Source organism: Terribacillus jepli, assembly GCF_047228925.1.
Classification (GTDB): domain Bacteria; phylum Bacillota; class Bacilli; order Bacillales; family Amphibacillaceae; genus Terribacillus.
The window spans coordinates 18,748-32,408 of the sequence record NZ_JBFEGH010000012.1 but is presented as its reverse complement, the minus strand read 5'-3'; the positions used below and the strand labels follow the sequence as shown (position 1 = coordinate 32,408).

Sequence of the window (13,661 nt, the reverse complement as noted above, 5' to 3'; positions counted from 1 at the left end):
TAAAATTTATGTATAAGAGAGAGTCGGGAGAGTGATTGTCAGTGAGTAAGCGGGATTACTACGATGTGCTTGGTGTTGGAAAAGACGCTTCCAAGGAAGAAATCAAAAAAGCATATCGTAAACTTGCGCGCAAATACCACCCAGATGTAAACAAGGCTGAAGATGCAGCTGATCATTTCAAAGAAGCAAAAGAAGCATATGAAGTGCTCGGGAATGAACAAAAACGTGCCCAGTACGATCAATTTGGCCATGCTGGTCCGCAAAGCCAAGGCTTCGGTGGTGCCGGAGCACAGGACTTTGGCGGTTTTGGCGACATTTTCGATATGTTCTTTGGCGGCGGAGGACGACGCCAGGATCCGAATGCGCCACGTCAAGGCGCTGATTTGCAATACACCATGACGCTTAAGTTCGAAGAAGCGATCTTTGGTAAAGAAACAGATATCGAGATTCCGAAAGAAGAAGAATGTGATACATGTCATGGTTCAGGGGCAAAGCCTGGTACCCAGCCGAAAACGTGTACGCATTGTAACGGAAGCGGCCAGCTTAATGTGGAACAAAACACGCCATTCGGCCGTGTGGTGAATAGACGTGTGTGTAATACATGTAACGGAACAGGTAAAATCATTCCGGACAAATGTAAGACATGTGGCGGTTCCGGCCGTGTACGCAAACGCAATAAAATTCACATCAATATTCCTGCAGGTATTGACGATGGCCAGCAGATCCGTGTATCAGGAAAAGGGGAAGCGGGTGTCAATGGCGGACCTCCAGGAGATTTATATGTAGTCATTCAAGTCCGCAGCCATGAGTTCTTTGACCGCGACGGAGACAATATTTATTGTGAAATGCCGATAACGTTCGCCCAAGCCGCACTTGGTGATGAATTGGAAGTGCCGACAGTCCATGGGGCAGTTAATCTCAAGATTCCTGCCGGTACCCAGACTGGCAGAACATTCCGCCTTAAAGGCAAAGGTTCACCGAATGTACGCGGATATGGTCAAGGGGATCAGCATGTCAAAATTCGTGTCGTGACACCGACGAATTTGACTGACCGTCAGAAGGAGCTCCTTCGTGAACTGAACGATATCAGTGGGAATGAACCGACTGACGAACAGCATGACAACATCTTTACACGTATGAAACGTGCGTTCAAGGGTGAGTCTTAATTAAAGGAGTGACGTGTGCGTGAAATGGGCAGAGCTGTGTATCCATACGACGAATGAAGCAATAGAGCCGATTTCGAATATCCTGCACGAAGCAGGGGCAAGCGGTGTCGTGATCCAGGACCCGGAGGATTTGGTCAAAGATCATGAAACGACATTCGGTGAAATCTATGAACTGAATCCGGACGATTATCCGGCAGAAGGTATTTTTGTCAAAGCATACTTGCCTTTGAACAGCTTTCTGAATGAAACGGTAAACGAAATCAAAGCAGCAATCTCCAATCTGAGCGAATATCAGATTGATATCGGTGCCAATGAAGTATCCGTCAGTGAAGTGGATGAAGAAGACTGGTCCACTGCCTGGAAAAAGTATTATAAGCCCGTGAAGATCTCCGAAAAGTTCACCATCATCCCGACGTGGGAAGAGTATGCACCCGTTGCCAGTGATGAAGTGATCATGGAACTCGACCCAGGGATGGCTTTTGGAACAGGTACACATCCGACCACGGTTTTGAGTGTCCAGGCAATTGAACGTTTTGTGAAAAAAGGTGACATCGTCATCGATGTTGGGTCCGGTTCAGGTGTCCTGAGCATTGCTGCCGTTCTACTTGGCGCCGGGCATGTGCATGCATTTGATCTTGACGATGTGGCAGTGAACAGCACGAAGATAAATGCGGAGCTGAACCAAGCTGCCGACCGCATTACGGCGCGGCCGAATAACCTGCTTGAAGGTGTAGATGTTGAAGCTGATGTCATCGTCTCGAATATTCTGGCTGAAATCATCCTGAAATTCACAGATGATGCATACAAACTGATCAAACCAGGCGGTCTGTTCATTACGAGCGGCATTATCAGTCAGAAGAAAAACGAGGTTAAAGATGCCTTGACAGCGTCAGGTTTTGATATTGTCGAAGTCAATGAAATGGAAGATTGGGTCGCCATCATTGCAAAGAAGAATTAAGGCAGAGGTGAAAGGATGCAGCGCTATTTCGTAGAAGCTGCCAAATGGCAGGACGACCGGATCATGCTGGACGGACAAGATGCACATCATATCAATCGGGTCATGCGGATGAAGCCGGGTGATGAGATCATCTGTGTCCACCCGGGAGGATATGCAGCAAAATGCAAGATTACTGAGCTGTCACCGGATCATGTCACTGTCTCTGTTTCGGAAAAAGTCGACGTTGATACGGAAATGCCGGTAGCAGTAACCATTGCCCACGGTCTGCCTAAAGGCGATAAACTGGAATGGATCGTGCAGAAGGGAACGGAACTTGGAGCAGCTGGATTCGTTCCTTTTCAAGCTGCCAGATCCGTTGTAAAATGGGATGAGAAAAAGAAGGATAAGAAGCGGATCAGACTTGAGAAAATTGCCAAAGAGGCAGCAGAACAGTCCAGCCGTCTGATTATTCCGGTAGTTGAAGATGTGCGATCCTTCCAAGAGCTGCTTGACAGCAGCGATACATACAAGCATAAATTGTTCGCTTATGAGGAAGCCGCAAAAGGCTTGAAGGCAGAACCGCTCCGTTCCATATTTCAGCGGATTTCTCCCTCTGAAACTGTACTTGTCGTAATCGGACCGGAGGGCGGTTTCAGTGAAGCGGAAGCAGATTCCCTTCAGGGTGCGGGTTTTGTGCCGATCAGGCTTGGACCCCGGATCCTGCGCACGGAAACCGCACCCTTGTATATGTTGGCTAGTCTATCGTACCATTTTGAAGAATGAGGTGTTTTTCATGCCTACAGTGGCATTCCACACATTAGGTTGTAAAGTGAACCATTATGAGACGGAAGGTATTTGGCAGAAGTTCAAGGCCCAAGGCTATGAGCGGGTCGATTTCGATCATCAGTCAGATGTTTATGTCATCAATACGTGTACCGTTACCAATACAGGGGATAAAAAAAGCCGCCAGGTCATCCGCCGGGCAGTACGTAAAAATCCTGAGGGTGTCATCTGTGTCACAGGGTGTTATGCACAGACTTCACCTGGAGAAATCATGGAGATTCCGGGAGTCGATATCGTTGTAGGTACGCAAGGCCGTGACAAGATGATCGATCATATCGAGGGATTCAAAAAGACAAAGGAACCGATCAACGGTGTTTCCAACATCATGAAGAACCGCGTCTTCGAGGAAATGGATGTACCGGTTTTCACAGACCGTACTCGTGCGTCCTTGAAAATCCAGGAAGGCTGCAATAATTTCTGTACCTTCTGTATCATACCTTGGTCCCGCGGACTGCTGCGTTCCCGTAAGCCGGAAGATGTCTTGAAGCAGGCTCAGCAGCTTGTTGATGCCGGTTATAAGGAGATCGTCCTGACCGGTATCCATACTGCCGGTTATGGCGAGGACATGCAGGATTATAATTTCGCTAAATTGCTGCGTGAATTGGAAGCGAATGTCCGTGGATTGAAACGGATCCGTATTTCTTCCATTGAAGCAAGCCAGATAACAGATGAGGTCATCCAAGTGTTGGATGAATCAGAAAAGATTGTCCGCCATCTTCATATACCGCTCCAATCTGGTTCGGATACCGTCTTGAAACGGATGCGCCGTAAATACTCATCTGATTTTTACCGCAGCAAGATTGAAAAAGTAAAAAAAGCTTTACCGAATCTCGCCATTACAAGTGATGTAATCGTAGGCTTTCCAGGGGAGACAGAAGAGGAATTCATGGAAACATATCGCTTCATCCAGGAAATCGGCTATAGCGAACTCCATGTGTTCCCATATTCCAAGCGTACCGGTACACCTGCTGCACGTATGGCGGATCAAGTGGATGATGAGACTAAGAATGAACGTGTCCATCGCCTGATCGCGCTTTCTGATCAGCAAGCAAAAGAATACGCATCTCAGTTCGAGAATGAAGTACTCGAAGTCATTCCGGAAGAATTGTATGATGCAAACGAATCCGATTCATTGTATGTAGGATATACGGATAACTATCTGAAGGTGAAATTCGAGGCGACACCGGATATGATCGGTAAAATTGTCCGTGTGAAACTGACAAAAGCCGGATATCCGTACAATGAAGGGCAATTTGTCCGCGTCATGGATGATGAGGAAGCAAGCGTTACTATTTAACTTGATTACAAAAGGAGTTATCTCTCTTGGAAAATATCGCAGCATATATTGATCACACATTACTAAAGCCGGATGCTACCAAGGAACAGATCGATGTGATCGTCCAGGAAGCCGCAGAGCATAAATTTGCTTCTGTATGTGTCAATCCGTACTGGGTATCTCATTGTGCCAATCAGCTGAATGGTACTGATGTGAAGGTTTGCACCGTAATCGGATTCCCGCTTGGAGCGTCCACAACTGCAGTCAAAGCTTTGGAAACAAAGGATGCAATCGAGAAAGGCGCAGGGGAAATCGATATGGTCATCAATATCGGGGCCTTGAAGTCAGGCGACTTGGCGACGGTGGAGGCGGATATCCGAGCTGTTGTCGAAGCGGCTGCAGGAGTTCTGACAAAAGTGATCATCGAAACATCCTTGCTCACTGAAGAAGAAAAAGTGACTGCGTGTCAGCTTGCTGTCAAAGCCGGCGCTGATTATGTCAAAACATCGACTGGTTTTTCCGGAGGCGGGGCTACAGTGGACGACATTCGACTCATGCGTAAGACAGTGGGGCCGGATATCGGTGTCAAAGCATCCGGTGGAGTACGTGAGCGCGAAGCCACACTGGCTATGATTGAAGCAGGAGCCACTCGTATCGGTGCAAGTGCTGGTGTCCAGATCATCAAAGGTGAAGCTGGCAGCAGCGATTATTGATAAGTATTTGCGAAAGGTGCATGTTTCTGCACCTTTCTATTGACCAGGTTTTAGCATTATATTATAATGAGCAAAGACATATGCAGCAGTGCATATGAGATAGCACATTGTTGTATGCTTCGGAGGGAGGGAAATTAGCATGTCAAACACTACTCGCGTTCGCAAAAACGAGTCTCTTGAAGATGCTCTTCGTCGCTTTAAGCGCACTGTTTCTAAAAGCGGTACTCTATCTGAATACCGTAAGCGTGAATTTTACGAAAAACCTAGTGTACGTCGCAAGAAAAAATCTGAGGCGGCTAGAAAGCGTAAGTAAGCAAAGAGGGTGCAAAGAGATATGTCATTAACAGAACGTCTGAACCAGGATATGAAAACTGCGATGAAAGCAAGGGATAAGGATACGCTCGGCGTTATCCGCATGGTGAAAGCTGCCCTGCAGAATGAAGCAATTCGTACTGGTAATGACACGCTGTCAGAAGATGAAGAACTTACCGTTTTATCTCGTGAGGTAAAACAACGAAAAGATTCCCTCCAAGAATTTCAAGAAGCTGGACGCGATGATCTTGTTCAGAAGCTTGAAGCGGAGCTTCAAGTTCTGAAAGATTATTTGCCAGAACAGCTTTCGGAAGAAGAACTTGAAGACATTATTAAACAGACCATCGCGGAAGTAGGAGCTACTTCCAAGAAAGACATGGGCTCAGTGATGAGCGCTGTCATGCCGAAAGTAAAAGGCAAAACTGATGGTTCTTTAGTTAATAAAATCGTGAATAAGCACTTGTCTTAACTGATAGTTATATGAATATCTGAAGCAAAAATCCCAATCATCAACTGATTGGGATTTTTGCTTTTATGAATATATAATAATAAATGAAACCTTTTTTCCATTCAGGCGTATAAGTTACTGTACATAACAACTGTAAACGAAACCAGTTGGTCAGGAGGATTCACATGTTGCAATATATCACGCTTGGGAGCCTTCAAACGGCGGTGCATACCTTTAACGATACTATGCAAGCGTGGATCACATCTCCGGTCCTCGTGACCCTCCTGCTTTCTATCGCCTTTGCTGGCTTGGCAGTCGAGATGTTCACGCCTGGTTTCGGGGCGGGCGGAATATTAGGTATCGCTGCTGGTGGTATATTTTTATACGGCCACATTGCAGGAGGGCTTGCAACAGGTACGGATATTCTGCTTTTGACTGCAGCCATCATTTTACTTGTCTTGGAATTATTCGTACCCGGAGGAATAATGGGCATACTTGGCATGATCGGGCTGCTGTGGGCTTTATTTCGTATTGCAGCGGACACGACCGATATGATGATCAGCGTCAGTATCGCATTTGTGGTAACCATCGCAGCCGTCATCTATGTGATTCGCATTGTCGGATTCGAAAAAGGCATGTTTAAGCCAATGATCCTCCAAGAAACACTCAAATCGGATACGCTTCCGAGTTTGACCGCTCTTATTGGCCAGCATGGTGTGGCCAAAACGCCGCTGCGTCCGACTGGAACAGCTGAGATTGAGGGCAGGGAAATGGATGTGATCACGGAGGGCAGGTATGTTGCCAAAGGATCAAAAATAGTTGTTATCCGTACAGAAGGCGTAAAAATAATCGTCAGTTCCGTGACGAACGAGGAGGAAAAATAATGAGTCAGGATATTCTTGTACCGATTATCATTGCTGCGGTCATTTTGATCGCATTGATTATCCTATTTACCTTTGTACCAGTGGCTTTATGGATCAGCGCCCTGGCAGCGGGAGTACGTATCAGCATCTTCACACTAGTCGGTATGCGTTTGAGACGCGTTATTCCATCACGTGTCATCAGTCCTTTGATAAAGGCCCATAAAGCGGGTCTCCAAGTCGATACAAACCAGCTGGAAAGCCATTACCTAGCAGGAGGTAATGTCGATCGTGTCGTCAATGCACTTATTGCGGCACATCGTGCAAACATCGAATTATCATTCGAACGCGCAGCAGCAATCGATCTGGCAGGCCGTGATGTGCTGGAAGCCGTTCAAATGAGTGTTAACCCGAAAGTGATCGAAACACCGTTCATCTCTGGTGTGGCTATTGATGGTATCGAAGTGAAGGCAAAAGCCAGAATCACAGTACGTGCCAACATCGACCGCCTAGTCGGTGGTGCTGGGGAAGATACAATCATTGCCCGTGTCGGTGAAGGGATCGTCAGCACGATTGGTAGTTCGGAAAACCATAGCAATGTACTAGAGAATCCGGATAAGATCTCTCATAACGTCTTAGAGCGAGGATTGGATTCCGGTACTGCATTCGAGATACTGTCCATCGATATCGCCGACATTGATATTGGTAAGAACATCGGTGCGATACTTCAAACGGATCAGGCTGAGGCAGATAAGAATATTGCACAGGCAAAAGCCGAAGAACGTCGCGCTATGGCCGTTGCCCAAGAGCAGGAAAACTTGGCTCGCGTACAGGAAATGCGCGCGAAAGTCGTTGAAGCGGAAGCTGATGTACCGCTTGCGCTTGCCCAAGCGCTCCGTTCCGGAAATATGGGTGTGATGGATTATATGAACTACCAGAATATCAATGCCGATACGACAATGCGTGACAGCATTGGAGGTATATCCAAAGGCGATAAAGACGAGGATGAGGTTTAAGTTTAGAAAGGTGGCAGGAGCATGTTTGACATTCTTCAATTTCTTGTACCGCTGGCAATCGCCGCCATTGCTTTCCTCATTAATTCAGTCGGAAAAAAAGGCGAGAAAGAGAATGATCCCAGACGAACACAGCCTCCAGTGAAGAATTGGAAAGAAAAGCAGCCGCGAAAAAGCCCGCGGCCTCAGCAGAAGCAGCAGAGGAAGGATCCGGAACTGCTCAGATCAGAGCAGAAAGTGGATGATTATCGAAACCAAGTCAAAGAGGCTATGGAACAAGTAGTGGAAGTGCGTAGTGCCTCTTCTGTAGGCCAGCAAAAGAAAGACCAGCCAAAAACCAAACCGATCAAGCTGAAACGGCCAACAAGCAGACAATTGGCCGAACAAGTAGTTTGGTCGGAGATACTTGGAGAACCACGCGCAAAGAAACCGCATCGCACTTACAGAAAGCGAGTCCATTGATGGGCTCGCTTTTTTCGTTCAATGGACTGTTCTTACTTGCTGCCCTTCCACATAGAATGTGCAGAGGGGAGCTGATGGGAATGAAAAAATGGCAGCAGCGGATTGGGAATTGGTTTACTGAGCATTTGGATATGCCTGCTGATGTAGTGCTTGAACTCCCTCGTATTACGACGATTGGTCATTTTCATGCCTATATCGAGAATCATAGGGGATTAGTTCTCTTTTCAGATAATGAACTTCGGCTGCGGCTAAATAAAGGCTTTCTTCGAATCACAGGCGAGTCATTTGTACTGAAAGTCATGCTGCCGGAGGAAATCTTGCTTGAGGGCAAAATGAAAGAATTCAAATTCATCGATTCATAAGGCAAGCAGATCGGGGAGGTACGTATGAAGAAGCACACACAGGATATTTATTTCACTGGATATGTGACCGTACTGATAAAAGGGGATAGACCGGAGCTGTTCTTCAATCAGCTCGTACAGGAGAAAATCCTGGTCTGGGACATAATCAAAAAGGATAGTCAAACATGTGAAGCGAAGATCAGGAAACAGGATATCAGCAGGCTTCGCATGCAGCGAAGACGGACAGGCTACAAAATACAGTTCCGCAGCAAGCATGGATTTCCTTTCCTTTTCTCTGCATTGCTGCATAAAAAACCACTCTTGCTTGGTATGGCATTCAGCATACTTCTTATTTTTTTTCTATCAAATACTGTCTGGAAAATTGAAATAAAAGGCGTAAGCCCCGAATTGGAACACCAAATTGAAACAAAACTGGATGCGTATGGTGTTCGCTTAGGTGCATTCAAGCTGACGCTTGGTGCCCCCGTTGATATCCAGCAGCGTCTTTTGCAGGATATTCCGGAGCTCCTTTGGATAGGAGTACAAGAAAAAGGGACAACCTATTCATTGGAAGGTGTGCCGAAAACCATTGTGGAAGAAGGGGAACAACCTGGGCCACGGCATCTTGTAGCCAAGAAAAAAGGTGTCATCGTCGATATGTTCGTCTCAGAAGGAGTACCGCAAGTCAGTGTCCATGACTACGTCGAACCTGGGGATATTCTCGTATCAGGTATGATCGGCAACGAACCGCCTCCTGTGCCAGAGGATCAAGAAGATAAAACCAAGCCCGAAGATACGAGAGAACCAGTTGCTGCAACTGGCAGCATCATCGCACGGACATGGTATAATGTGTCTGCAACGGTTCCGCTGGAAGAAACATACACCGTTCTTAGTGGCAAGCAGGAAAGTAAATACGCTATTCAATTTGGTGATGGTTTCCGTTTGCCTGTATGGGGATTTGGGGACTCCGGATTCAAGGATTCACAGAAACAGACTTCTGTGCGCCATCTGCGTTTTCTTCGTTGGGAGCTGCCCATCGGTATCACCAAGACCTCGGAATATGAGCGCATCACAAAACAAGTGAAACGTACAAAAGATGAAGCAATGGCACAGGCGGAGAAGATAGCCAAGCAGGATTTACAACTTCAAGTCGGCGCAGATGCTGACATTATTTCTCAAAAAATTTTACATGAGACTGTTGAGAATGGTAAAGTAAAATTAATCTTATACTTTCAAGTAAATGAAGATATCGCAACATCTCAACCTATATCTCAAGGAGATTGATTATGCCCGAAGACGTAAAACGTGTGAATTTGCAATTAAAAGATACGAATGAAACATTGGCTCTGTTTGGAACGGAGGATCGCCACCTCAAGCAAATCGAGGAGCAATTCCGGGTATCCATTGTCACCCGGGGAGAAGAAGTCCGTGTGACTGGTACAGAAGAGGAAGTTCGGGCTGCGGAGGAACTGCTGCAAGCTCTCGCTTCTGTCATCAGACGCGGTATACCGATCGGGGAACGTGATGTGGTATACGCAATAGAGTTAGCTAAAAAAGATAATCTCGATCAATTTGAAACATTATTTGATGATGAAATAACCAAAAATGCGAAAGGTAAATCCATACGTGTCAAAACACTTGGTCAACGGAACTATATTAACGGCATCAAGTCCAATGACTTAGTCTTTGGAATTGGCCCTGCAGGTACGGGTAAAACCTATCTGGCCGTCGTGATGGCAGTCAATGCCCTGAAAAAAGGCATCGTCAAGCGCATCATCCTGACACGTCCTGCAGTGGAAGCAGGCGAAAGCCTAGGATTTTTGCCAGGTGACTTGAAGGAAAAAGTCGATCCGTATCTCCGGCCGTTATACGATGCTTTGCATGACGTACTTAGTATGGAGCAGACGACACGATTGATTGAACGCGGAACGATCGAGATTGCTCCGCTGGCATATATGCGTGGACGTACACTTGATGATGCATTCGTCATCCTGGATGAAGCACAGAATACGACAAATGCACAAATGAAGATGTTCCTCACCAGGCTGGGATTCGGTTCCAAAATGGTCATCACCGGTGACTTGACGCAAATTGACTTGCCAAAGGGTGTCGCTTCCGGCCTGCGTTCCGTTGAAACAAAGCTAAGCAATGTAAAAGGTATCTATTTCACCTACTTGAAACAGACAGACGTCGTACGCCATCCGCTTGTCCAGCGGATCATCGAAGCATACGAGTCTGAGTAAAAAGAAAAGGCCCGGCTCCGGGTCTTTTTCGGTTCAGGCGGATAGGAGGGCAGAGTGTGGCTAGAATAAAGTTCAAGGAGCTGTTCAGAAAAAAGTCAAACACTGGTGAACGTGCATTCATCCTGATCGGAGCATTGTTGCTTGGATGCTTTTTCTTCATTATGACAGCCTCCAACGTGACGACTAGGGATTATGATGTCCAGGTTTACGATGCGGCAAGTGAAACGATTCGATCACCGATCACAATCGAGAATGAAGCCCAGACAGAAAGACATAGGCAGGAAGCAAGCCAGCAGATTGATGACCGTTATACCGTATCTTCCGAAATTACCAAAGCAAAAACCGATGCTGTCAAGGAGATATTCTCTACTCTTGCTCAAGCAGATGAAGATGATCGTCCAATCGACCAGAGAATGGATATTGTCAAGAACTTGCTTTCGGAATCTGTCAAAGAAGACTTGACGGACCGTCAGCTCGAGCAGCTTTTGAAAATACCCGTCAATGAAAGGGAAATCAGTGAAAAAGTATTCGTGGATGCTATGACTGGGTTCTTGGAAGATGGAGTGAAACGTGACGAGGTGCAACAGACGCAGGAGGAAATGGGAGAACGTATCGATTATGCGGATGTATCCAGCGAAACCAAGCAAGCACTCCGTTCGCTCACAGCCTTTGCCATCGTTCAGAACGCTTCCTTTGATGCGCAAGAAACAGCTTCAGCCAGGGCAGAAGCCCAGCAAAATGTGGCGCCTGTCATTATTCGTGCAGGTGAAATCATCGTACAGGAAGGCCAGACAATCACAAATGATGTATACGAAGAGCTTCAGCTTGTCGGCTTGCTGAATAATACAAGGAATGTGCTGCCGCTTGTCGGTCTTGCTTTGTTCATGGCGCTCCTGACCGGCATCCTGACTTACGAAACGATACATACATTAAAAAAACGGACGGGATCGGGTAAGTCTGTCTTATTGTTTACGTTCCTGCTTACATGTTTGTCCGTGCTGTTATTGAAACCGATCGGTGTCCTTGGAACAACGGATCAGCATTATTACTTGTTGCTGCCTGCTGCATTTGCTGCGGTTTTATTCCGTCATCTGCTAAGTGAGCGGTTCGCTATTGGATATGCGATAGTCTACAGTATATTGGCAGCTATCATCCTGAATGATGAGATACCAGGGTCCTTTAATATGGAAGCTGCGCTTTACTATTTATTCGCACAGCTCGCAGCTATTTATGCAATCAGGAATGTAAAAGATAAGACAGCAATGATAAAGTCATTTCTATTGCTTGTCATTGTTCAAGTAGTCAGTGTATTGTTATTCTTATTCTTTGCATTCGAAAAGTATGCTTGGGAAGCGGTGCTGCTTTACATCGGTTTTGCCGTCCTATCTGCCATCCTGACAGTGATACTGGTGGCAGGAGTACTGCCGTTTGTCGAAGCAGGGTTCGGTGTGCTTTCGGAGACCAAGCTTTTGGCATTATCCAAACCGAATCACCCATTATTGAAAAAAATCCTAACTGATGCACCTGGTACATACCACCATAGCATCATGGTAGCCAATTTGTGTGAAGCAGCTTGTGAAGCTATCGGTGCAGACGGTCTGCTTGCCAGGGTTGGTGCCTATTATCACGATCTTGGCAAAACGCGGCAGCCGCAACTCTTCATCGAAAACCAAATGGGTCGGAAAAACCCACATGACAAACTTTCGCCGCGGCAAAGCGCTGAAATCATCATCCGTCACCCTTATGACGGCGCCCGGATGCTTAAAAACAATCATTTTCCGAAAGAAATCATCGATATGGCCGAGCAACATCACGGTACATCCCTTTTGAAGTTTTTCTATTACAAGGAAAAGGAATATAATAAGGACGTCAAGGAAGAGACATATCGTTATCCAGGGCCAAAACCATCGACTAAAGAGATAGCTGTCCTATCAATTTGTGACTCCGTCGAAGCGGCGGTCCGTTCGATGAAAGAACCGACACAGGAAAAAATCCACAGCTTGGTTGACAGCATCATCAAGGATAAGCTGATGGATGGTCAGCTGGATTGTGCGCCGCTGACATTGCAGGAATTACAAGTGATCAAGGAAGCGATTTGTCAGGCGCTAACTGGAATATTCCATTCCCGAATCGAATATCCGGATGAAGAAAAAGTGAAGGAGGCAAACTAATGCATATTGATTTTCATGATAAGACAAATTCCGTGACAGAAGATTATATTGATCTGATCGATCGGCTGATCCAATACGCAGCGGAAGCAGAAAAGATAACGGAAGAGGCAGAGATGTCCATCACATTTGTGGATAATGAGGAAATACAGGTGATTAATCGTAATTACCGTCAAAAGGACGCACCAACGGATGTCATCTCCTTCGCCATGCAGGAAGAAGGCGAAGGTGAACAGCAGATTATCGGGGAAGAAATCCCGGTCGTATTCGGCGATATCATCATCTCGGTCGACAAAGCCAAAGAACAAGCGGAGGATTATGGTCACAGTGTGGAAAGGGAATTGGGTTTCCTTGCCCTGCATGGCTTTTTGCATCTGTTAGGATATGATCATATGAATGAAGCTGATGAGAAGAAGATGTTCGGTCGACAAGAGGAGATTTTGAATGGCTTCGGACTCAAGCGGGAAGAAAACTAAATCCGGCATCGGTTTCCGTTATGCGTGGAATGGGATTCGATGGACTTTCCTCAAAGAAAGGAATTTTCGGATTCATACGATTGCAGCGGTCATCGCACTGCTTGCAGGTTTCATTTTTCGAATCGGAACAGCCCAATGGGCCGCCATCCTTTTGAGTATCGGCTTCGTCATCGCTACAGAAATGATCAATACCGTCATTGAGCTCGCGATGGATCATCTGTCACCCGAACAGAGCAAGGCAGTTGGTCTCATCAAAGATATTGCAGCCGGAGCTGTCCTCATTGCAGCGATGACTGCCATAGTTGTAGGGTTGGTCGTTTTCGTTCCGGAAATCATTTCGGTAATGTGAGAAAAACCGTCCATATTGGTGGGCGGTTTTCGTTGTTTTAAAGTTAATAAGGCT

16 protein-coding genes are annotated in these 13,661 nt (G+C 46.3%); all 16 read left to right on the top strand.

Going from position 1 to position 13,661, the window contains the following annotated elements; translation table 11 throughout:
• Positions 1 to 41 precede the first annotated feature (41 nt).
• The 16 genes from dnaJ (at position 42) to AB1K91_RS13490 (ending at position 13,607) form a co-directional block, all read left to right on the top strand.
• Complete coding sequence (dnaJ, locus tag AB1K91_RS13565; RefSeq protein ID WP_413090493.1) at positions 42 to 1,166, top strand: molecular chaperone DnaJ; 1,125 nt, start codon at positions 42 to 44, stop codon at positions 1,164 to 1,166.
• 19 nt (positions 1,167 to 1,185) lie between these two features.
• Positions 1,186 to 2,124 carry a 50S ribosomal protein L11 methyltransferase gene (prmA, locus tag AB1K91_RS13560; RefSeq protein ID WP_413090492.1) on the top strand — a complete coding sequence of 313 codons (939 nt, stop codon included), beginning with the start codon at positions 1,186 to 1,188 and terminating at the stop codon, positions 2,122 to 2,124.
• A gap of 15 nt (positions 2,125 to 2,139) precedes the next feature.
• A complete protein-coding gene (locus AB1K91_RS13555) occupies positions 2,140 to 2,886 on the top strand; it encodes a 16S rRNA (uracil(1498)-N(3))-methyltransferase (RefSeq protein WP_413090490.1) in 747 nt (248 codons plus the stop codon).
• Positions 2,887 to 2,896: 10 nt separating this feature from the next.
• Positions 2,897 to 4,243, top strand: coding sequence for a tRNA (N(6)-L-threonylcarbamoyladenosine(37)-C(2))-methylthiotransferase MtaB (gene mtaB / locus AB1K91_RS13550; protein WP_413090488.1), 1,347 nt, complete (start codon positions 2,897 to 2,899; stop codon positions 4,241 to 4,243).
• A gap of 26 nt (positions 4,244 to 4,269) precedes the next feature.
• Entirely contained in the window at positions 4,270 to 4,935 is a 666-nt protein-coding gene (deoC, locus tag AB1K91_RS13545; protein WP_413090486.1) for a deoxyribose-phosphate aldolase, read from the top strand.
• A gap of 139 nt (positions 4,936 to 5,074) precedes the next feature.
• Positions 5,075 to 5,248 carry a 30S ribosomal protein S21 gene (gene rpsU / locus AB1K91_RS13540; protein ID WP_077308578.1) on the top strand — a complete coding sequence of 58 codons (174 nt, stop codon included), beginning with the start codon at positions 5,075 to 5,077 and terminating at the stop codon, positions 5,246 to 5,248.
• Between the two features lie 21 nt (positions 5,249 to 5,269).
• Positions 5,270 to 5,716, top strand: a complete 447-nt coding sequence (locus tag AB1K91_RS13535) for a GatB/YqeY domain-containing protein (RefSeq protein ID WP_413090484.1) — start codon at positions 5,270 to 5,272, stop codon at positions 5,714 to 5,716.
• A gap of 164 nt (positions 5,717 to 5,880) precedes the next feature.
• A complete protein-coding gene (locus AB1K91_RS13530; protein WP_413090482.1) occupies positions 5,881 to 6,579 on the top strand; it encodes an NfeD family protein in 699 nt (232 codons plus the stop codon).
• Positions 6,579 to 7,571: a flotillin-like protein FloA gene (gene floA / locus AB1K91_RS13525; protein ID WP_093727808.1), complete on the top strand. Its 993-nt coding sequence runs from the start codon at positions 6,579 to 6,581 to the stop codon at positions 7,569 to 7,571. The genes AB1K91_RS13530 and floA overlap by 1 nt, the downstream gene beginning before the upstream one ends.
• A gap of 21 nt (positions 7,572 to 7,592) precedes the next feature.
• Complete coding sequence (locus tag AB1K91_RS13520; RefSeq protein ID WP_413090480.1) at positions 7,593 to 8,030, top strand: hypothetical protein; 438 nt, start codon at positions 7,593 to 7,595, stop codon at positions 8,028 to 8,030.
• Positions 8,031 to 8,110: 80 nt separating this feature from the next.
• Positions 8,111 to 8,392 carry a sporulation protein YqfC gene (gene yqfC, locus AB1K91_RS13515; protein WP_170829697.1) on the top strand — a complete coding sequence of 94 codons (282 nt, stop codon included), beginning with the start codon at positions 8,111 to 8,113 and terminating at the stop codon, positions 8,390 to 8,392.
• A gap of 24 nt (positions 8,393 to 8,416) precedes the next feature.
• Positions 8,417 to 9,655 (top strand): sporulation protein YqfD, encoded by a 1,239-nt coding sequence (yqfD, locus tag AB1K91_RS13510; protein WP_413090478.1) that lies wholly within the window; start codon positions 8,417 to 8,419, stop codon positions 9,653 to 9,655.
• A gap of 2 nt (positions 9,656 to 9,657) precedes the next feature.
• On the top strand, positions 9,658 to 10,614 hold the full coding sequence (locus tag AB1K91_RS13505) for a PhoH family protein (protein WP_413090476.1): 957 nt from the start codon (positions 9,658 to 9,660) through the stop codon (positions 10,612 to 10,614).
• Between the two features lie 56 nt (positions 10,615 to 10,670).
• A complete protein-coding gene (locus AB1K91_RS13500; protein ID WP_413090474.1) occupies positions 10,671 to 12,785 on the top strand; it encodes an HD family phosphohydrolase in 2,115 nt (704 codons plus the stop codon).
• A complete protein-coding gene (ybeY, locus tag AB1K91_RS13495; RefSeq protein ID WP_413090472.1) occupies positions 12,785 to 13,258 on the top strand; it encodes an rRNA maturation RNase YbeY in 474 nt (157 codons plus the stop codon). Before AB1K91_RS13500 ends, ybeY begins: the two co-directional genes overlap by 1 nt.
• Entirely contained in the window at positions 13,227 to 13,607 is a 381-nt protein-coding gene (locus AB1K91_RS13490) for a diacylglycerol kinase family protein (protein ID WP_413090470.1), read from the top strand. The genes ybeY and AB1K91_RS13490 overlap by 32 nt, the downstream gene beginning before the upstream one ends.
• Positions 13,608 to 13,661 lie beyond the last annotated feature (54 nt).